Origin of the sequence: Tumebacillus sp. BK434 (assembly GCF_004340785.1) — a bacterium.
Taxonomy (GTDB): Bacteria; Bacillota; Bacilli; order Tumebacillales; family Tumebacillaceae; genus Tumebacillus_A.
Map to the genome: position 1 here is coordinate 41,740 of NZ_SLXS01000002.1, position 20,349 is coordinate 62,088.

General features: G+C 58.5%; 20 protein-coding genes. 14 read left to right on the forward strand and 6 right to left on the reverse strand.

The genetic code is table 11. The features are described 5' to 3' along the window. Window positions 1-10: 10 nt before the first annotated feature. Window positions 11-886: a carbon-nitrogen hydrolase family protein gene (locus EV586_RS04670; protein ID WP_132943922.1), complete on the reverse strand. Its 876-nt coding sequence runs from the start codon at window positions 884-886 to the stop codon at window positions 11-13. A 15-nt stretch (window positions 887-901) separates the two neighbouring features. Next, window positions 902-1,519: a GNAT family N-acetyltransferase gene (locus EV586_RS04675; protein ID WP_132943923.1), complete on the reverse strand. Its 618-nt coding sequence runs from the start codon at window positions 1,517-1,519 to the stop codon at window positions 902-904. A 425-nt stretch (window positions 1,520-1,944) separates the two neighbouring features. Here EV586_RS04675 and EV586_RS04680 point away from each other — a divergent pair, with 425 nt between their 5' ends. The 10 genes from EV586_RS04680 (at window position 1,945) to EV586_RS04725 (ending at window position 13,142) form a co-directional block, all read left to right on the forward strand. Further along, window positions 1,945-3,744: an ABC transporter transmembrane domain-containing protein gene (locus EV586_RS04680; protein ID WP_132943924.1), complete on the forward strand. Its 1,800-nt coding sequence runs from the start codon at window positions 1,945-1,947 to the stop codon at window positions 3,742-3,744. Beyond that, window positions 3,701-5,446, forward strand: a complete 1,746-nt coding sequence (locus tag EV586_RS04685; RefSeq protein ID WP_132943925.1) for an ABC transporter ATP-binding protein — start codon at window positions 3,701-3,703, stop codon at window positions 5,444-5,446. The genes EV586_RS04680 and EV586_RS04685 overlap by 44 nt, the downstream gene beginning before the upstream one ends. Window positions 5,447-5,570: 124 nt before the next feature. Beyond that, window positions 5,571-6,392 (forward strand): ComEA family DNA-binding protein, encoded by an 822-nt coding sequence (locus EV586_RS04690; RefSeq protein WP_132943926.1) that lies wholly within the window; start codon window positions 5,571-5,573, stop codon window positions 6,390-6,392. A gap of 102 nt (window positions 6,393-6,494) precedes the next feature. Beyond that, the gene (locus EV586_RS04695; RefSeq protein WP_132943927.1) at window positions 6,495-7,340 is read left to right on the forward strand and encodes a sulfurtransferase; all 846 of its coding nucleotides are present in this window, start codon (window positions 6,495-6,497) and stop codon (window positions 7,338-7,340) included. Window positions 7,341-7,346: 6 nt separating this feature from the next. Then, a complete protein-coding gene (locus tag EV586_RS04700; RefSeq protein ID WP_132943928.1) occupies window positions 7,347-7,694 on the forward strand; it encodes a toprim domain-containing protein in 348 nt (115 codons plus the stop codon). A gap of 29 nt (window positions 7,695-7,723) precedes the next feature. After that, window positions 7,724-8,101, forward strand: a complete 378-nt coding sequence (locus EV586_RS04705) for a DUF423 domain-containing protein (protein WP_132944574.1) — start codon at window positions 7,724-7,726, stop codon at window positions 8,099-8,101. A 712-nt stretch (window positions 8,102-8,813) separates the two neighbouring features. Further along, complete coding sequence (locus EV586_RS04710; protein WP_243652970.1) at window positions 8,814-10,331, forward strand: spore germination protein; 1,518 nt, start codon at window positions 8,814-8,816, stop codon at window positions 10,329-10,331. Continuing rightward, window positions 10,328-11,503, forward strand: a complete 1,176-nt coding sequence (locus EV586_RS04715) for a Ger(x)C family spore germination protein (protein WP_132943930.1) — start codon at window positions 10,328-10,330, stop codon at window positions 11,501-11,503. Before EV586_RS04710 ends, EV586_RS04715 begins: the two co-directional genes overlap by 4 nt. Beyond that, window positions 11,500-11,730: a hypothetical protein gene (locus EV586_RS04720; protein ID WP_132943931.1), complete on the forward strand. Its 231-nt coding sequence runs from the start codon at window positions 11,500-11,502 to the stop codon at window positions 11,728-11,730. The genes EV586_RS04715 and EV586_RS04720 overlap by 4 nt, the downstream gene beginning before the upstream one ends. A gap of 14 nt (window positions 11,731-11,744) precedes the next feature. After that, window positions 11,745-13,142 carry a GerAB/ArcD/ProY family transporter gene (locus EV586_RS04725; protein ID WP_132943932.1) on the forward strand — a complete coding sequence of 466 codons (1,398 nt, stop codon included), beginning with the start codon at window positions 11,745-11,747 and terminating at the stop codon, window positions 13,140-13,142. 45 nt (window positions 13,143-13,187) lie between these two features. Here EV586_RS04725 and EV586_RS04730 read toward each other — a convergent pair whose 3' ends face one another. Next, window positions 13,188-13,391 (reverse strand): hypothetical protein, encoded by a 204-nt coding sequence (locus EV586_RS04730; protein ID WP_132943933.1) that lies wholly within the window; start codon window positions 13,389-13,391, stop codon window positions 13,188-13,190. A 152-nt stretch (window positions 13,392-13,543) separates the two neighbouring features. Here EV586_RS04730 and EV586_RS04735 point away from each other — a divergent pair, with 152 nt between their 5' ends. After that, window positions 13,544-13,942, forward strand: a complete 399-nt coding sequence (locus tag EV586_RS04735; RefSeq protein ID WP_132943934.1) for a hypothetical protein — start codon at window positions 13,544-13,546, stop codon at window positions 13,940-13,942. Between the two features lie 93 nt (window positions 13,943-14,035). On the opposite strand, the gene EV586_RS04740 is transcribed toward EV586_RS04735, so the two are convergent. Continuing rightward, window positions 14,036-14,626, reverse strand: coding sequence for a hypothetical protein (locus EV586_RS04740; RefSeq protein ID WP_132943935.1), 591 nt, complete (start codon window positions 14,624-14,626; stop codon window positions 14,036-14,038). A 122-nt stretch (window positions 14,627-14,748) separates the two neighbouring features. Here EV586_RS04740 and EV586_RS04745 point away from each other — a divergent pair, with 122 nt between their 5' ends. Beyond that, window positions 14,749-14,994 carry a hypothetical protein gene (locus EV586_RS04745; RefSeq protein WP_132943936.1) on the forward strand — a complete coding sequence of 82 codons (246 nt, stop codon included), beginning with the start codon at window positions 14,749-14,751 and terminating at the stop codon, window positions 14,992-14,994. Between the two features lie 36 nt (window positions 14,995-15,030). Here EV586_RS04745 and EV586_RS04750 read toward each other — a convergent pair whose 3' ends face one another. Both EV586_RS04750 and EV586_RS04755 read right to left on the reverse strand, forming a co-directional pair. Further along, entirely contained in the window at window positions 15,031-16,218 is a 1,188-nt protein-coding gene (locus tag EV586_RS04750; protein WP_132943937.1) for a pyridoxal phosphate-dependent aminotransferase, read from the reverse strand. A 122-nt stretch (window positions 16,219-16,340) separates the two neighbouring features. Continuing rightward, the gene (locus tag EV586_RS04755) at window positions 16,341-18,449 is read right to left on the reverse strand and encodes a transglycosylase domain-containing protein (RefSeq protein ID WP_132943938.1); all 2,109 of its coding nucleotides are present in this window, start codon (window positions 18,447-18,449) and stop codon (window positions 16,341-16,343) included. Window positions 18,450-18,618: 169 nt separating this feature from the next. Between EV586_RS04755 and speE the strand changes: the two genes are divergently transcribed. Then, the gene (gene speE, locus EV586_RS04760) at window positions 18,619-19,449 is read left to right on the forward strand and encodes a polyamine aminopropyltransferase (RefSeq protein ID WP_132943939.1); all 831 of its coding nucleotides are present in this window, start codon (window positions 18,619-18,621) and stop codon (window positions 19,447-19,449) included. Window positions 19,450-19,463: 14 nt separating this feature from the next. Beyond that, window positions 19,464-20,342: an agmatinase gene (gene speB / locus EV586_RS04765; protein ID WP_132944575.1), complete on the forward strand. Its 879-nt coding sequence runs from the start codon at window positions 19,464-19,466 to the stop codon at window positions 20,340-20,342. The last annotated feature ends 7 nt before the right edge of the window (window positions 20,343-20,349 follow it).

Here is a 20,349-nt window from a genome sequence, read left to right on the forward strand (position 1 = left end):
GCCTGCCCTCTTAGAGAGGCAGGCTTTTGCTTTGCTTGGCGTAAACTTCCGGTTTGCGGTCAAAATAAGGGGAGACGTTGCCCATCGTGCGGTTCTCCTGCAGGCGGTCGAGGTCGATCGGCGCCGTGGTGACCATGCTGGCGTTGAGCACGCCTTCGGAGAGGATGCCGTCCGGAGGGAACGGGTAGTCGCACGGCGCAAACACCGCGCCTTGGGAGTAGGCCATGTCGATCTGCTCGACGCCCGGGACGGAACCGACCAGGCCGCTCATCACGACCAGCAGCTGGTTCTCCACCGCCCGCGCCTGCGCGCAGTAGCGGACGCGGTAGAAGCCGGCCGGCGCATCGGTGTAGGACGGGCAGAGGATGATCTCCGCTCCCATGTCGGCGACGATGCGCGCCGTCTCCGGGAACTCGATGTCGTAGCACGTCAGAATGGCCACTTTGCCGATCTCCGTGTCAAATACGGCAAAATCTTCGCCCGGCTTCAGGTGCCAGACCTTGCGCTCTTCCGGCGTGGTGTGGACTTTGTTTTGCGTTTCGATGCGGCCGTCCGGGTAAAACAGATAAGCTTTGTTCACATAGCCGTCGCCTTCCTTGACGATATGCGTGCCGCCGAGGATAGTCAGCTCATTCTCCTGAGCCAGCTGCGAGAAACGCGTCTCATACTCCTCGGTATATCCGTCCAGATACGCCACCGCTTCCGCATGCGTCATCGACGGCTGAAGCGAAAGCAACTGCGCGGTCTGATACTCCGGGAACACCAAAAGTCTTACATTTTGACGCTGTGCCGACTGCACATGCATCTGCACCGTCTGCCAGTATTCCTCATACGACTGCAGCGGCTTGAGTTCGTACGTCACCGTACCTATGAGCGGAGTTGTCATCTCCTGCACCTCCCTTTAGAAGTTCGGGTTCGGCCATTCGACCAGAACCGCTTTGTGTAACGACTCTTCATCATCCAGATAGTCATCGAGCACCTGCAAAGGCCGCAGCCCCTGCTTGAGCATAAACGACAGCACGAGATCATAGATCTCGCCGCTCACGACGCGCTGCACATACTCGTCTGCGCTCATCCGGGCGGCATGCTCATGAAAGTTTGGAATCCGGCATCCGGCCAAAAAGCGCTTCAGCCCAAGCTCGACGACCAGCTTCTGCCGGGCCTGATACAGAGCCCCGGCCACGCCCTGGCCGCGAAACGACGGGCGCACACAGACGTCGATGCCGTACAAGCTGTCGCCGTCCGGCCGATGGCTGCGTTGAATCCAGCCGTTGTCCGACACTTGCGCCCACGTGTGCGGCTTGCCGTCATACTTGATCAGAAGCGACGTCGCCGATCCGGCGATCACGCCGTCCACCTCTGCGCACATCGCGCCTCGGGGGAAGGTGTTCACATGCGCTGCGATCTGCTCTTTCTGCCACCATAATTCTTCCGGAAAAGGAGGCGGAAACGCTTCTCGCTGCACCTCAAGCAATCCTTCATAATCTGCGAGCGAATAGGGACGAACTTGTACGGTCACGAGAAGATCCTCCTCCTATCTCAAAGTTACAATTCAAGATTGTAGCACAGATCGGCCAATAAGAAAAAGTTGTAAAAACAACCTTTACAACCAATCGGTCCGCACGGTATACTCTATACATTCAAAAAATTCCGAAGGGAGGTTTCGTGATATGCAAACGATCATCTTGGTCACCAAAGCAAGCAAACCAGCACCTCAACAATTGCATAGTTACGCGGAACTGACTGTTCGGAGAGCACAGGTACAGTAAGCGATACGTTTTGATCTTGTTGTTCGATCGTACGCTTGCCTTCATTCGTGAGACTCACCACAGGAGCATTCTGCGCGCCTGTGGTTTTCTATTTTTGTAAGACCCAAAGAGTCACAGGCATCTCTCAATGCCGGTGACTCTTTTTGTTTGGAAAGAGGGGAGTGGGAAAGCAATCATGAGCATTTTTCGAGATTTGATGTGGTATTTCAAGATGGAGAAGAAAGCGTACGCCACAGGAGTGATCATCCTCCTGTTCGTCGCCGCCCTCAACTTGATCCCGCCGTATGTGATCGGCGTGGTCGTCGATGACATCAACGGGGGGACGCTGACCGGGGCGGAGCTGGCCAAGTGGCTGGTCCTGCTGTTTGTGATCGGCGTGGGGATCTATGTGCTGCGCTATATCTGGCGGATCTACATCTTCGGAGCGGCCTTCCGCATGAGCCGGCTGCTGCGCAACCGTCTGTACAAACATTTCACCAACCTGTCGCCGCAGTTCTACCACAAGCGCCGCACCGGAGACTTGATGGCGCACGCGACCAACGACATTTCGGCGATCGAGTTGACCGCAGGTGACGGCGTGCTGACGCTGGTCGACTCGGTGGCGATGGGCGGCGCCGTGATCATCGCCATGGCGGCGACGATCTCCTGGGAGCTGACCCTGATCACCTTGCTGCCGATGCCGATCATGGTCTATGCCGAAGCCAAATACGGCAACCTGCTCCACGAGCGCTTTCACAAAGCGCAGGAGGCTTTCTCCACGTTGAATGACAAAGTGCAGGAGAACATCGCCGGCGTGCGCGTCGTCAAAGCGTTCGGACAGGAAGACGCCGAGAAAAAAGAGTTTGAGAACCTGACCCGCGACACCGCGCAGAAAAACATCCAAGTCGCCAAGATCGACTCGCTGTTCGACCCGACGATCTCGCTGGTCGTCGGACTCGCCTTTTTCCTTGCCGTCTCGTTTGGCGGCTGGTTCGTCGTCCAGGGGAAGCTGACCCTCGGCCAGCTCACCCAGTTCACGATGCTGCTCGGCCATCTGATCTGGCCGATGCTGGCGTTCGGCTGGCTGTTCAACATCGTCGAGCGCGGCCGCGCGTCGTATGACCGCGTCGATGCCCTGCTCAACATCAAGTCGGAAGTCTGGAACAAGGAAGACGCTGCGAAGGAAGTCCCGAGCGGCGACATCAGCTACGACATCGACAGCTTCGCCTATCCGGAAAAAGAGACCCCGGCCCTGCAGGACATCCGCGTCGAGCTGAAACAAGGCCAGACGCTGGGCATCGTCGGCAAGACGGGCGCAGGCAAGTCGACGCTTTTGCGCCTGCTCCTGCGCGAGTTTGACGTGACCGAAGGGGACATTGGGATCGGCAAAACGTCGATCTACGACTACAAACTGCGCTGGCTGCGCGCGGCGATCGGCTATGTGCCGCAGGATCATTTCCTGTTCTCGGCCACAGTCGCGGAAAACATCGCATTCGGCAAGCCGGACGCGACGATGGACGACGTGATCATGGCGGCGAAGATCGCCTGTATTCACGACGACATCCTGCGCTTTGAAGACGGCTACAAAACGGTCGTCGGCGAGCGCGGCGTGACGCTGTCCGGCGGGCAGAAGCAGCGCATTTCCATCGCGCGCGCGCTGCTGATGAACCCGGAAGTGCTGATCCTCGACGACTCGTTGTCGGCGGTGGACGCCAAGACGGAAAAAGCGATCCTCGACGCGCTGAAAGAGTATCGCCAGAACAAAACCACGCTGATCTCCGCGCATCGCCTCTCAGCGATCGAACATGCTGAAAGGATCATCGTGCTCGAAGACGGCAAGATCGCCGAGCGGGGCATGCATGACGAGCTGATGGAGGCGGACGGCTGGTATGCGATGATGTATCGCAACCAGCAGCTGGAGTCGCTGGTGGAACAAGGAGGTGGAACCGGCCATGGTCATGCGAAGACTGATGCGCTACCTGATTCCGCATCGTAAGACGCTCCTCATCGCCTTTGGGATGCTGGCGCTGGCGACGGCTGCCGATGTGGCAGGGCCGCAGCTGGTGCGGATTTTTATCGACGACTACCTCACGCCGCGGCAGTTTGACCGCGAGATGCTGATCCTGCTTGGGGCAGGCTATCTCATCCTGCACATCGCAGGCGTGACGATCAACTATTTTCAACTGTTATCCTTCCATAAGATCGCACACTGGATCGTCCGCCAACTGCGGATGGACGTGTTCAGCAAAGTGCAGCATTTAGGGCTGGAATTTTTCGACCGCACGCCGGGCGGGTCGCTCGTCTCCCGGATCACCAACGACACGGAAGCGGTCAAGGAGCTTTTTGTCTCCGTGCTCTCCGCGTTTGTGCAGAGCATCGTCTTGATGGTCGGCATTCTGATCGGCCTGTTCATCCTCGATCCGCGTCTGGCCGCCCTGTTCCTGGTCGTGGCACCGCTGGTCGTCGGCCTGATGTGGTTCTACCGCAAGATCAGTTCGAAAGTGTTTCACCTCTCCCGTGAGAAGCTGAGCCAGCTCAACGCGCGGTTAAATGAATCGATCCAAGGCATGACGATCATCCAGGCGTTCCATCAGGAGAAGCGGATGCGTGAAGAGTTTGGCCAGACCAACGAAGAGCATTACCAGGCGAACATGAAGCGGCTGAAGATCAACGGCCTGCTGCTGCGTCCGATGGTCGACCTGCTCTACATGTTTGCGCTGATCATGATCCTCGGCTACTTCGGTTACAACTCGCTGACCACCGCCATTTCGATCGGCGTGATCTACGCCTTCCTGAACTACCTCGACCGCTTCTTCGAGCCGGTCAACCAGATGATGTTCCGTCTGGCCCAGCTGCAGGAAGCGCTGGTCGCAGCGGAGCGCGTGTTCCAACTGCTCGACCAAGACCGCTATGCACCGCAGCAGGAAGGCGGCGACAACCCGACCGTTCAGGACGGGCTGATCGAGTTCAAAAACGTGACCTTCTCCTACGACGGAGTCAACCCGGTGCTGAAAAACATCTCCTTCACCGCCAAGCCGGGCCAGACGGTCGCTTTGGTCGGGCATACGGGAAGCGGGAAGAGCACGATCATCAACCTGTTGATGCGCTTTTACAACATCACCGAAGGGGAGGTCACCATCGACGGTGCGCCGCTGCGGTCGTTCTCCGACGCGGAGCTGCGCAAGAAGCTGGGCCTCGTGCTGCAGGATCCGTTCCTGTTCGTCGGCGATGTGAAACAGAACATCCGCCTGCACAACATGGAGATCAGCGATGAAGAGATCCTCGAAGCGGCGAAGTTTGTGCAAGCCGACCCGTTCATCCAGAAGCTCCCGCACGGCTATGACGAGCCGGTCGGCGAGCGCGGAGCGACCTTCTCCAGCGGTCAGAGACAGCTGCTCAGCTTCGCCCGCACGGTGGCCTTGAACCCGAAGATCCTCGTGCTGGACGAAGCGACGGCGAGCGTGGACACGGAGACGGAAGAGATGATCCAAAGTGCGCTCGAAAAGATGCGCCGCGGCCGCACGACGATCGCGATCGCGCACCGCCTCTCGACGATCCAGGACGCCGACCTGATCCTCGTCCTGCACCAAGGCGTCGTCGTCGAGCGCGGCACGCACCAGGAACTGCTCGCCGAGCAGGGCCTCTACCACAAGATGTACCTCCTTCAGCAAGGCGCGGTGGAGACCGCGGCGGTTTAGATTTCTCTTTAAATAATGTGGCGCTAAAACCCCCGGCATTTGCTAACGGCTGGGGGTTTTATGATGTTAAGAATTATGCGAAAATAGAAGAAAGAAAATGACCAGTAAAAGGGGTTAATCAGATATGGCTTCCATTACACCGAAGGGCAGCGCCTGGGAGTGGGGCAAGTCGCTGTGGATGATCTGGACTTTGCCGTTTGGGATGTTGACGTGGATTTCGTTTTGGTACATCGCGTTTCGGACGAAACAGAAGAAGTGGGCGTTCTGGGGCGTGGTGTATTTTGCGGCCACCGTGTTTTTCTTTGCGTATGCCGACGCCAAGAACGAAGGTTCGCTGCTCGGGGAACTGGCAGTTCCGGTGATCCTGCTGACCTGGGTGGTCGGCATCTTCCACGCGCGGCTGGCGCGCAAGGAATACCTGTTGCGCATCGTCGCCTTGTCGCAGTTGAAAGGCCGCAACATCGAAGAGCTGAAAAATCAGATCGAACTGGAATACGACGTTGACATCGACGCGGTCAACCAGTCGAAAAAGCTGATCAAAGCGGTGGAATCAAAGGACGGGGCGCAGCGGCTCGTCAAAGACACACCGGAGGAGCCGGCCCGGGCAGTCGCCGCGCAGACGGCGGCGAGCGCTGCGCCTGCAGCGCCGGGTGCGGAGCTGGAGGATTTTTCGGAGGAGGATCTGGCCGAAGCGACCAAGTCGTCAATCGCGCCGCCGGTGACGGCAGAGCGCGGGCCGGAGGGACCGGTCGACATCAACAACGATCCGAAGGAGCGCATCGCGTCGCTGCCGAAAGTCGGCATCGTGCTGGCGATGAAGGCGGTGTCGATCCGCGAGACGCAAGGCGCGTTCCGATCGGTCGAGCACTTTGTGGAAGCGGTCGGCTTGAAGCCGCACGTCGCGGAGCAGCTGCGCGACCACATCGTCATCGGTCCAAAGAAATAAGTTCCGAATCTCGCAACAGTTCACGAAGCCACCCGCCTTGCGGGTGGTTTTTGCGTATGCGACAATGGGTGTAAGAATGAATCAAGAGGATGTGAATGCAAAATGGCTTCCAATTTGGTAAGCATGGACTGGCTGCTGGCGCATCTGCACGATCCGGAGGTGCGCGTGGTGGACTGCCGCTTTGTGTTGGGGCAGCCGGACGCAGGGGTGAGCGCGTATCAGCAAGGTCACCTGCCGGGTGCGGTCTATTTTGATCTGGAACGCGATCTGTCCGCACCGAAGGCGGAGCACGGCGGGCGCCACCCGCTGCCCGATGCAATGCTGCTCGCCGCGAAGCTCGGCGCACAAGGCATCGGCAACGGGCACCACATCGTCGCTTATGACGATCAGGGCGGGGCGATGGCGTCGCGCTTCTGGTGGCTGCTCAAATACCTTGGGCATGAGCGGGTCTCGGTGCTGAACGGCTCCTACACGGCCTGGAAGGCGGCCGGGCATCCGGTGACGGCAGAGGCGGCGCCCGTTTCCAAGACGGAGTTTATCGCGCACAGCCAAACGGACTTTTTGGTGCATATGAATGAGGTAAGAACGAAGCTTGGCGATCCGGGGACGGTGTTGATCGACTCGCGGGAAGCGGTGCGCTACCAAGGGCTGCAGGAGCCGATCGATCCGGTGGCCGGCCACATTCCGGGTGCGGTGAACCACTTCTGGAAGGATTCGCTGCAAGAAGACGGCACGTGGAAGACGGCGGACGAGCAGCGGGAGCGTTTTGCAGACATCGATCCGGACAAGGAAGTGATCGTGTACTGCGGCTCCGGCGTCACGGCGACGCCGAACATTTTGGCGCTGCAGGAGGCGGGGCATCGCAAGGTGCGGTTGTACCTCGGCTCGTGGAGCGACTGGTGCTCGTATCCGGAGAACCCGATCGCCACTTCGAAGGAAGAAGGGTAGAGCCTGATGTATGTTGCCCGTAAAGTGATCATCGTCGAAGGGAAAACGGACAAACGGCGGCTCTTGGAGCTGCTCGCGGAACCTGTGGAAGTCATCTGCACCTACGGCACGTTGTCGGAAGAGAAGATCGAAGACATGATCGTGCCGCTGCAAGCGGAGGAAGACGTCTATATTCTGGTCGACGCGGATGACGCCGGCAACAAGATGCGCTCGCAGTTAAAACGGGAACTGCCCAACGCCCGCCATCTGTACACGCGGCGGATGTATCGGGAAGTGGCGACGACGCCGATCGATTATCTGATCGAGGTGTTGGTGAAGGCACACTTTGAGATCAAAACGGACTATATGCTCTAACAGACACAGAAACGAGGGAAGTGCCCATGTTGTCGACTTTTGTACGGATCGGTGCGATCAACCTGCTGCTCGCGGTGGCGCTGGGCGCGTTTGGCGCGCACGGGCTGGAGGGGAAGATCACCGATCATTATTTAGAGATCTGGAAGACGGGCGTGCAGTACCACATGCTGCATGGCACGGCGATTTTGCTGGTGGCGCTGCTGTCGCAGTATTTGGGCGGCGCGCCGAAAGCGGTCAAGGCGGCAGGGTACCTGTTCCAAGCGGGGATCGTGCTGTTTGCCGGCAGCCTGTACGTGCTGGCCGTGACCGGCATCGGCGTGCTCGGCGCGATCACGCCGCTTGGCGGGGTCTGCTTCTTGAGCGGCTGGGCGCTGTTGGCGTATGCAGCAGGCAAGCGAACGAAATAGTGGAGAGACCATCTACCGCTCCCGGTGTAAGGGGGCGGTATTTTTATGCCCTTTTCACGCATACTAAATTTGCCACAGCAAGCAGTAAAAGGAGGAGGAGGTGCGGTCGATGATCCGCCGTGGGAAGAAACTCTCTAAAAGCAAGCGGTCGGAAGAGCTGGAAGGACACCGGAACAAACACAAAGCCCCGGCCTCGGAAGAAGAACAAAAAGACCAGAAACAGCAACACCAAGACCCCGACCAGACCGACCGGCCCTCCCAGCCGAAAAAGTATAGAAAGCAAAAACGCCCCGCCCGCCCTCGCCCGTCAGACAACAGCGAAGCGCAGAGCGGAGAGCAAGAGCAGAGTCAGAGCAAAGAGCAGGGTCAGAGCAAAGAGCACAACCAAAGCAAAGTGCAAGGCCAAGATGCAGAGCTGAGCCAAAACGAAGAAGCAAGCCAAAACAAAGACCCGGACAAGAACCAAACGCAGACCAAGTCAGGCAAGCGGGCAGCCAAACGAAAACGGGCTGCCAAAGAGAAGCGAGGCGCGCGCGGCGAGCAAACGGCTCAAAGTGAGCAAGCGGTTCAAGATGAGCAAGCTGAGCAGGAGAAAGATCAGGAGAAAGATCAGGAGAAAGATCAGGAGAAAGATCAGGAGAAAGATCAGGAGAAAGATCAGGAGTCTCCGCAAGGCGGGTCTGCTGATGAAGAAGAGGAGCAATCCGCTCCGATCCATCGGAAGCTGCGGGAGAACCAGAAGTTTCTGGAAGAGCTGTTCGCAGACAGCTCCGATTTTGTCATTCGGGCGTTTGAGATTGAGAAGTCGCGGAAGGCGATCTGCATCTTCGTCGACGGCCTTGTCGACACCGCACAGGTCAACCTGATGCTGAAAGCGCTGATGATCGACGAAGGCCAGGCCGGCACCGCCAAGCGAATCTCCTTGGCTGCGCTGCCCTCTTCGCAGATCACCGAAGTCGGGGACTTCCGCGACCTCGTCCGCTCGGTCCTCGCCGGGGACACCGGCATCCTGATCGACGGCAACGATACGGGCCTCGTTCTCGGCCTGCGCGGCGGGGAGCTGCGCTCCGTCAACGAGCCGGAGACAGAAAAGGTCGTCCGCGGCCCCCGCGAAGGCTTTGTCGAGAATCTGCGCACCAACACCGCCCTCCTGCGCCGCAAACTGCGCACGCCTAATCTGAAGATGAAACCGCTGGTCGCCGGTACCGAAAGCAACACCAACCTCGTCGTCTCCTACCTCGAGGGCATCGCCGACCCGAAAGTCGTCGACGAAGTGGTCGGCCGTCTGCAGAAGATCGAGATCGATGCCATCCTCGAATCGGGCTATGTCGAAGAACTGATCCAGGACAGCACCAACTCGCCCTTCCCGCAGGTCCAGTACACCGAGCGGCCCGACTCTGTCGCCGCCGCCCTGCTCGAAGGGCGGGTCGCCATCTTCATCGACGGCACTCCGTTCGTCCTGATTGTGCCGACGACGTTCTGGCAGCTGATGCAGGCCAGCGAGGACTACTACGAACGCTACCAGATCGCCACACTGGTCCGCTGGCTGCGCTATGCGTTTCTGCTCATCTCGCTGTTTACACCGTCCTTATACATCGCCGTCACCACCTTCCACCAAGCGATGCTGCCGACGCCGCTTTTGCTCAGCATCGCGGCGGCCCGGGAAGCGATCCCTTTCCCGGCGGTCGTCGAGGCGTTCATCATGGAGATCGCCTTCGAAGCGCTGCGCGAAGCCGGCATCCGGCTCCCGAAGATGGTCGGACAGGCCGTCTCCATCCTCGGCGCCCTCGTCGTCGGCCAAGCGGCTGTTGAAGCGGGGATCGTTTCCGCCCCGATGGTAATCATCGTCTCCGTCACCGGGATCGCCTCATTTACCATCCCGCGCTATAACGCGTCGATCGCCTTTCGGATGCTGCGCTTTCCGTTGATGATCGCGGCGGCGCTCTTTGGCATCTACGGCATCATCATCGGAGGCCTGTTTATCCTCGGGCACCTTGCCAATCTGCGCTCGTTCGGCATTCCCTATCTCTCCCCGACCGGCCCGCTTTCGGTCGGCGACCTCAAGGACGTGGTGATCCGCGCGCCTTGGTACGCGATGAAAAAGCGCCCCGAGTTCCTCTCCACCGCCAACCCGGATCGCTTAGGGAAAGACATGCAAGAAGAGATCGAGCGGCAGGACGGGCAAAAAGGTAAATGGATTGAGCATGGAAGCGGGGAGGGGAAAGCATGAGAAACAAGCGAGTTCTGCTCGTGGCGATCACGCTGTTGCTGGCGCTGACCCAGACCGGCTGTTGGGACCGCACCGAAGTCAACGACATTGCGATCGTGCTGGCCACCGCCTACGATCTCGAAGAGGACGGCAAGTTCCGCGTCTCCGTACAGTTGCCGCTGCCCGGCCAGCTCGGAGGCAACACGGGCGGCGGAGGCGGCACCTCCGGCTCGACCAGCTTTTATGTCGATTCGGAGACCGGCGTGTCCATTCGCGACGCTTCCGAGCGGCTACAGCAGCGGATGCCCCGCCAGCTGTTCTACGCGCACCGCCGGGTGATGGTGATCGGCCAAGAGTTTGCGCGGGCGGGGATTCGTCCCGTGTTCGACGCCGCGGCGCGGATCCCGGAGAATCGCCTCACCGCCTCCATCGTCATCGCCGGCGGCAAAGGTTATGAGCTGCTGAACCGGCAGCCGCGCTTCGAACGCTTTTCCAGCGAAGGGATTCGCGAGATCGTCAACGCCGAATCGGTCTTCAACGCCACGATCAAAGACGTCGCGCAAAATTTGAGCCTGACGGGCATCGATGCGCTGATCCCGATCGTCGTCTCTCACGCCAGCGAAGGCACCGAGCAGAAAAACAAAGAGGTGCAATTTGGCAACTACGCCGCGTTCCATGACGACAAGATGACCGGTACGCTCAAAGGTGAGGGGATCGAGGGGATACGCTGGCTGAAAGAGCGGATCAAGCCCTATTCGGTTACGCTGTACATGGACGGCGACAAGACCGTGCTGGTCAACGTGTACAAAGGCAATTCCAGTGTCAAGCCCGTTCGCAGGAAGGATCACTTTCATTATCAGGTCAAAGTCAACGCCACCGCCTACGTACTGGAAAACCTAGACGGGATCGACCTGAGCTCCCCGGACAGCATTCAGACATTGAATCGCGCCATGGAAGCGCGCATCCGCGAGTCGGTCTTGGCAGCGGCCAAAGACATGCAGAGGATGAATTCAGACTTCTGCGGGCTGGGACTGGTCATCGCGCGCAAGTATCCTCAGGAATGGCGGAACACGTACCACAAGCAGTGGGGTGATGAACTGCAGAAAGCCACGTTTGACGTGCAGGCGAAAGTCAACATCTCGCGCATCGGCCTGACCTCGGAAAACCTCGCCAAGAAGGGGGAGAAAGAATGAGCAGCATTTTTCTGATCATATTTCTCCTCTTCTATCTGGCAACTTGGGGATGGGACATGCCGAAACTGAAGCAGGCGACTGGGATTGAAAAAGGGATCTATTACACGCTCGCCGTCTCCGTCCTCGGGCTGTATGTGGCGCGTCTGTTTCAATTTGAGCTGGAACTGCCGACCCATTGGGTAGTGTACACCTGGTCTGACTGGCTGCACGAGATCTTACAACAGTAGAGAGGAGGGGGAAAATGGAGACCAAGATCAAGATCAACCACCGCCAGATGGCCTGGATGGTGACGGTGATACTCACGGCGGGCGGCTTTCTGACGACGCCCAAAACGCTGGTCGCACTCTCCAAAGCGGACGCCTGGCTGACCCAGATCGCCGGGATGGTCTACGCGCTGTTCATCGCGGCGCTGCTCTATTATCTCGCCCGGCGCTTTCCCGGCAAAAGCCTGTTCGAGATCACGTTTGAGCTGCTGGGAAAATGGGGCGGCGGCCTGTGCAATTTCCTGTTCTTGCTGCACATCTTCACCATCCTGATCCGCGATATGGGTGTGTTCAGCGACTTTATGAACACCACGCTGCTGATTCGCACCCCGGGCGAGATCATCGTGCTGTTGATGATTCTCTTGGTCGTCTACTTCGCGAGCAGCAGCGTCGAAGTGGCGGTGCGGGTCAACGACCTGATCTTTCCGCTGTTTCTCGGCATGCTGCTGGCCGTCCCGCTGCTGCTTGGCAACGAGTTCGATTTGCGACGCATTGAACCGATCTTCGGACAAGGCTATCACCCGGTGCTGGGGGGAAATCTGATCGCCTGGGGCTGGTATGACGAGATCCTGATCGTCGGCGCGTTTATGGGGATGCTGGGGAGCAGCAAAAAGCTGTACGCCGCGCTGCGCCACGGCGTGATGAGCACCGCGCTGCTGATGACGATGGTGCTGTTTTTCACCGTCGCCGTGCTCGGCATCGAGGTCGCCGCCCGGCTGATGTATCCCAACTACTCGCTGGTCGAGCAGATTCATATCACCGATTACCTGGACCGGATCGAACTCTTTATGTTTTCGGTCTGGCTGCCGATCTTCTTGCTGAAGATCGCCTTCAAATTCCTCGCCATCCTGCACATTTTCAGCGCTTTCGCCGGGCGGATGAATTTGTCGCTGTACGGGAAACAGGCCGGATGGCTCCTCCTGCTCTTGTGGTCGTTCGCCTTTAAAAGCGTCACCGAGGTCTTCAATTTTGCCAACTACGGCACCGTGTTGATCTCCGCTCCCGATATCCTGATCTGCTTGCTGCTGTATCTGGCCGGGCGCAGGCGCAAGGTGGTCGACGAAGAGGGCGTCGCAGCGGACGACAGACCCCAGCCGCAAAAAAAGCAGAAGGGCGGCATCTGGCAGTGGGCGATCCAACAACCGGAAAGGAGGTGGCAGCGGATCACCAACTATGCGGCAACGTCCGCCGTGCTGATCTTCCTGTTGGCCGCTTACTTCGGGCAATTCTCACCGGCGGCAGGAGCGATCGGCGGGGGCGGCATTCTGCTGGCGCTGATCATCGGGTATACTTCGTCCTATCTGGAGATGCGACAGGCCAATTACGCCAGCGTGCGCCGGCAGCAAAAAGCCAAACAGCGCAGGCGGGCCGGATAAGCGCGAAGGTTGCAGGCAGAAAACGGGCAGAAAAAAGGGACGTTCTCAGCGAACGCCCCTCTTTTTGTTGTTGCGCACATACGCTTTCAACAGCACGAACACGGCCGCATACGTCCCGGTGGCCAGCACCGTCGCGATCAGCCAGTTGTCGGTGCCGAGCGTCAGGTAGAGCACGAGGTGGAACACGAAGATCACGGCGAGCCACAGCAACAGGTTCATGCGCTCGACAAAGGACAGGATACCATTCATCGCCTGCCACACCTCCTTGTTTCCATAGCGTCTCCAAGCGGATCGTTTCCATCCTTTATCGAACGTAATTTGGGCGCATTCCCCCGTGTCCGCTCGCGTGAAATAACCATAGTATGATAGTGATTCGAGGAGAGAACGGAGGGAGAAGAAACGTGCCCAAAAAAGGGAAGAAAACGCGCAATGACGGTCAAAAGACTGCCGCCAGCCAGCCGCAAAAGACGACTCCGAGTCTCGGCGACCAACTGAAAGATAAACTCAAGACGGTGAACAAAGGCGGCTTGCTCGGCATGCTCAACGAGGTGCAGAAAACGACACCGGATCAATGGCAGAACCCGGACAACGTCAAAAACATGGCGAAAAAGTTTGCGGAGCAGCTGAAGATCCCAGTCAACGAAGATCGCCTGAACCAGTTCATGAAGGCCTACAAAGACGCGACCAAAGGCGGCAAACCGAACGCCAACGTCGAAGATCTTGTCAAAAAATACGGCAACGGCAAAATTGACGATGCGACCGTCAAAGAAATGAAGAAATTTATCAAGCCAAAAGAATAAGCGACGCATGCAGGGACTGCCTCTCACGGGCAGTTCCTTTTTTGTATCCAAGCAGCCAAAAAGCAGCAAAAACAGGCATAAAAAACGGGGAGGCTATTTCGCTTCCCCGTCTGCCGCTTGCTGCTCCCCTTCCCCGCCGCCTCCCCCGCTTCCGCCGCCGCCAAGCAGGGCGCCGGAAAGCGGCGAGTTGAGCAGGGCCATCAACAGCGCCGCCCATTCGCCGGTGGTGAGCTCTTTGACATTGCCTTGCATCAGCTTGGGCAGCACGCCGGCCGAATTCAACTGCGAGCCGACGCCGTGCAGCCCGTCGAAGATCTGGTCGGCGCGCTGCATATAGCCCATACATTGTTTGCAAAAGTTGCGCAGCTGGCCGATCGATTTGATCGAGTCCTCGACAAACGTCGGGCTCTTCGGACTCGGCAGTTGAAAGCTGGGGAAGGAGGCCCCGCCGGGCAGTGGAATTTTGCGACCGCCCGGGGACGCCGCGTTGCTGGCTTTGGCGCTCCGTCCGCTTTTTTTGTTGTGCCTGGTCTTCAACTCCGCTTTGATGAGCCGGATCTCTTTCTCCAGCAGCTGTTTTTTATGTGTATACGAGGGATGGCCGGCTTGCAAGGCAGTCAGTTCTGCTTCGAGTTTCCGCACGTGCTTTTTGAGAGCGCTGTGTTTTTTTGATTTGACAGCCACGATCGACACCTCCGTTTTCCATATCAACATATGGAAAAGCTGATCGTATCGTGTGGGCGGATATGGAGAATGGGCGGAAGAGATACTAAGCCTGACCTTAGACTTTGGGGAGGGATTCGAGCGTGGCACAGACCAACAGCCAGGACCGTTACGCCCGCCACGGCGGGGTGCATTTTACCCAGAAAGCGTCGCCCGAAGAGATCAACAACTTCGTGAGAAACCTGCCGGAATCACGCCGTGAAAGCCTGTTCGAAGTCCTCGACGAGTTGAACAGCGCCGGCATGATCCAGATTCAAAATGACGGCGTCTTCTCCGACCCTTACGGCAACCTCCACGGCACCGAAGGCTGCTACGACGGCGAGGAGTAAAAGAAAAACCTCCACAGGCGCTGTGGAGGTTTTTTGCTACTGCACGTCGTTCAAGAACGCTTCCAGGCGGTCCATCGCCTTGGCGAGGTTGTCGCGCGAGGTGGCGTAGGAGATGCGGAAGTTGTTCGGAGCGGCGAAGGCGGAGCCGGGCACGAGGGCGATCTTCGCCTGCTCGAGCAAGAGCGTGGCGAAATCGTCCGAGTTGTGGATCACATGCCCCTTGTAGCTCTTGCCATAGGTCGCCGCGCAGTTCGGGAACACATAGAACGCCCCGCTCGGGGTGTCGCAGGTCAGGTGCGGCATCTTGCGGATGCGGTCGAGCACATAGTCGCGGCGCCAGCGGAATTCCGGCACCATCTCCTCGTCGTGGTGATCGAGCGCGGCAAGTGCGGCCCGCTGCGAGATCGAGGCAGGGTTGGCCGTGGTGTGGCTCTGGAAGGACGTCATCGCTTTGATCAGGCTCTTCTCCCCTGCCATGTACCCGACCCGCCAGCCGGTCATCGAGTACGCTTTGGAGAAGCCGTTGATCAACAGGGTGCGAGCTTTCAGCTCTTCGCCAAACGAGGCGATCGAGACCTGTTCGACATCATAGACCAGTTGGTCGTAGATTTCGTCGGAGATCACGAAGAACTCATGCTGCTTGATCACTTCGGCAAGGGCTTGCAGCTCTTCTTTCGTGTAGACGGCGCCGGTCGGGTTGCTCGGAGAGTTGAGCAGGAGCACCTTGGTCTTCGGCGTGACGGCACGCTCGAGCTGCTCGGGCGTGATTTTGAAACCGGTCGATTCATCGGTCGGGATCACCACCGGCTCTGCTTGGGCCAGGCGGATCATCTCCGGGTAGGACACCCAATACGGAGCGGGCAAAATCACTTCGTCGCCCGGGTTGCAAAGCGCCATGAATGCGTTGTACAGGGAGTGTTTCGCGCCCGACGAGACGAGGATGTCGTCCGCCGTGTAGTGAAGTCCCGCGTGATCCTTTAAGAAGGCCGCGATCTTCTTGCGCAGTTCCACGATGCCCGGTACGGCCGTATACTTGGTAAATTGCTCATCGATTGCAACCTTGCCAGCCGAACAAGCCACATCCGGCGTCCCGAAGTCAGGTTCTCCTACGCTCAGGTTGATCACGTCGATTCCGTCGGCGATCATCTGTTTGGTCTTCGCGTCGATCGAAAGCGTCGGCGAAGGCGCGATGTTTTTGACTCGGTCAGAAAGTCCCCATGCCATGATTGAACAGTCCCTCCATTACCTTGATAGTTCCTACAATACAGGCAATTTTCGCCTACCGTCAAGCATGGCAAGCAAATGACGGGCCGCACGTTTCGACCCGTCATCATCCTCTCTTTACCCTATTCGCCTTTTCCGCGTCCGGTGAGCCACTCCCAGAACGTGCGACCGCCAGTCTCTGCGTCCTTTTGCAGCTTGTCGACCGGGTTTTTCTTCATCGAAGGATGCTCCTCACACCAGTCGGTCGGCTCGGTGCCGACGAGGTAATATTCGCGGCGCTTGACCGGGCAATTTTCGGTGGCCAGCTGCCCGGTCGTCGGGTCGATGAACGACTCGATGACGTTGGACGGCACGGCGAACTGTTTCTCCGGCAGGCTCTTGTGCGCTTCGTTCATAAAATCGGCCCAGATCGGCGCGGCCAGATGCGACTCGGTCGCCGAGAGCAGGCGGTCTTTGTCATAGCCGATCCAGACGGCGGTGAGCAGTTGCGGCGTGTACCCGATCATCCAGGCGTCGGTGTCGGTCGTGCCGGTCTTCCCTGCCGCCGGGCGCCGGAAGCTGTCATGGATGCGGTAGCCGGTGCCGTACGGATCGGTCAGCACCGATTTCATCATATCGGTCAGGATGAAGGCAGCGCCGGGATCGATCACCTGCTCCCGATGCGGCCGGAACGTCTTGACCTGTTCCTTGTAGGTGTCTTCGATCGAGCGGATCGCGTACGGCTCGATCTTTTGTCCGCCGTTGGCGAGCGGCGCATAGGCGCGCACCAGCTCCAGCGGCGACGCGGGGAACACGCCGAGCGCCAGCGACGGGTACGGCTTCATCGGCGAGGAGATGCCGAGCGCCTTGGCGGTGGTGATCACTTTCTCCGGGCCGACATCCATGTTCGTCGTCACGGCAAACACATTGTCGGAGCGGGCGATCGCATCGCGGAACGGCAGATAGTCTTCCGCGTAGATGTTGTTGAAGTTGTGTACCTCATATTCTTTCGGTACGCCTTTGTCGTCATCGTAGGTGAACGTCGTCTGCTCCGACTTGATGCGCGTCGACGGCGTGTAGGAGTTGTTCAGGGCGGTCAGGTAGACGAACGGCTTGAACGCCGAGCCGGGCTGACGTTTGGCGAGCGTGCGGTTGTAAGAGCTCTCCGCGTAGTTCTGTCCGCCGACCATCGCTTTGATCTCGCCGCTGTTCGGGTCGATCGCGATTAGCGAGACCTGAAGGTCCGGGTGGTTCTGCAGATGGGCTGTGACCGCGTCCTCGGCCGCTTTTTGCATCGCGGGGTCCAAGGTGGTCTGGATCTTCAAGCCGCCCCGGTAGAGGTCTTCCTCGGCGACGCCGTAGACCTGCTTGAGCTGGTAGCTGACATAGTCGGTGAAGTACGGCGCCCGCCCTTTCGGCGTTTTCAGCGCGGCGAACTTCAGCTCTTCGTGGAACGCCAGGTCTGCCTCCTGCTCGGTGATCTTGCCTTCGTGCGCCATCAGGTTCAACACGATGCGCTGGCGTTCTTTGGCGGCGTCGAGGTGGAAGAACGGATTGTAGATGTTCGGGCCTTTCGGGATGCCGGCGAGCAGCGCCGCTTCGGCGAGCGTCAGGTCTTTGCTCGGCTTGTCAAAATAGGTCTGGGCGGCCATCTCGATGCCGTAGGCACCTTGCCCGTAATAGATGACGTTCAGGTACTGCTCGAGAATTTCTTCCTTTGAATAATTCATTTCGAGTTGCAAGGTGTGCAGCGCTTCCTGCAGTTTGCGCTTGATCGTCTTGTCCTGGGTCAGGTAGAGGTTCTTGGCGAGCTGCTGGGTGATCGTCGAGCCGCCTTCGAGCGCCTGACCGGACTTGAGATCCACCCATAAGGCGCGGGCGATCCCGGCCGGGTTGAAGCCGCCGTGGCTGTAGAACTGCTGGTCTTCCACGGCGATCGTCGCGTCGATCACCGCCTGGGGGATGTCATGCAGTGAGACTTTCAGCCGGTTCTCTCCCCCGTCGAGGAGATCGGTGAGCACCGTATTGTCAGCTGCCACCAGCTTCGACGTGTTGGCAATGTCATTGGGCGGCAGGTCGGCATAGCGCAGATAGAGATAGAAAAAGGCGCCAAAGGCGAACGTGGACATCAGGAAGACCGCAGCGGCTTTCCAGAGCCATAGCCCCTTGTTCTTCTGTTTTTCCTTCGGTCTGCGGGCCGGAATCAGCTCCGGTTCCTGATCCGTCCCCGGTTCAAAATGGGATGATTTCATGGGAATCCCTCACTTTGCAGTGATTGTACTTGACCATTATGAACCTTGCAAAGAAAAAACATACAGAAAAACAGTTTATTTTTCCAGCAGGTTTGGTATAATACCTAGCGTTATGCATTTGAATGAGCAAGAGCGTTTTCTTACATATATGAAGGAGGTTTCTGGAGAAATGGAACTCTGGTACACCGAAAAACAAACCGAAAACTACGGCATCACCGCGAAGATCAGCAAGACTCTGCACACCGAGCAGACCGAATTTCAAGACCTGGCGATGATCGAAACTGAACAGTGGGGCAAAATGCTCGTGCTCGACGGTATGGTCATGACCACCGACAAGGACGAATTCGTCTACCATGAGATGATCACCCACCTGGCGATGAACACTCACCCGAACCCGAAGCGCGCGCTGGTCGTCGGCGGCGGCGACGGCGGTGCGATCCGCGAGATCCTCAAGTACCCGTCGATCGAAACGGCAGTGCTGGCTGAAATCGACGGCCGCGTCATCGAAGTCTCCAAAGAGTACCTGCCGGAGATCGCTGGCAAGCTGTCCGACCCGCGCGTAGACGTGCAAGTGGTCGACGGCATCCAGTACATTCACGACAACAAGAATTCGTTTGACGTCATCCTCGTCGATTCCACCGAACCGGTCGGTCCGGCGGTTGGCCTGTTCGCGAAGAGCTTCTACGAAGGCATCTACGACGCGCTGAAAGAAGACGGCATCATGGTCGCGCAAACGGAATCCCCGTTCTTCAACGCCGACCTGATCAGCCGCGTCTACAAGGACATCTCTTCCCTGTTCCCGGTGACCCGCTACTACACCGCAGCGATCCCGACCTATCCGTCCGGCCTGTGGTCCTTCACCATGGGTTCCAAGAAGCACGATCCGCTGGAAGTTGACGACAGCAAGCTGATCGAGCCGGAAGGTACCAAGTACTACCACAAAGGCCTGCACAAGTCGGTCTTCAACGTGCCGAAGTTCGTGATGGAGCTGTTGAAATAATGGAAAACCATCGCATGAAAAACGACCCGGCGTACTCCGGACGCGAGTTTATCGGCGCGACGCAGAACTATGACGAAGCGACCGCGGTCATCTACGGCATGCCGATGGACTGGACGGTCTCCTTCCGCGCCGGCACCCGCCTCGGGCCGCAGCGCGTGCGTGAAGTCTCGATCCTCTTGGAAGAGTACTCCCCGTATCTGGACAAGCATCTGGAAGAAGTGAACTACTTCGACGGCGGCGACGTGCCGCTGGCGTTCGGCAACCCGCAGCGCTCCGTGGAGCAGCTGTATGAATACGTGAAGCAACTGGTCGCGGACGGCAAGTTCCCGATCGGTCTCGGCGGCGAGCATCTCGTCTCCTGGGGCCCGATCCGCGCTGTCAAAGAAAAGTATGACGATCTGGTCGTTGTGCAGTTTGACGCGCATGCCGACCTGCGTGAAGACTATGAAGGCGAACCGTACTCCCACGCGACCGTGCTGCGCAAAGCGTGCGACGTGGTCGGCCCGCAAAACGTCTACCAGTTCGGCATCCGCTCCGGCACCCGCGAAGAGTTCAAGTATGGCCGTGCAAACACCAACTTCTACCCGTTCGACGTGCTGGAACCGCTGCAAGGCGTGATCGACGAGCTGAAAGGCCGTCCGATCTACCTGACGATCGACATCGACGTCGTCGACCCGGCGGAAGCGCCGGGCACCGGCACGCTCGATGCGGGCGGCATCACGGCCAGAGAGCTGTTCAAAGCTCTGTACTTGATGCGCGACGCCGGTCTGAACATCGTGGCGTTCGACCTCGTGGAGATCGCACCGGTCTACGATCCGTCCGAAAAGACACAAATTCTGGCTTCGAAGATTGTCCGCGAAGTCTTGCTCGGCTTGGTTCCGAATACAAAATAAAGGTTCA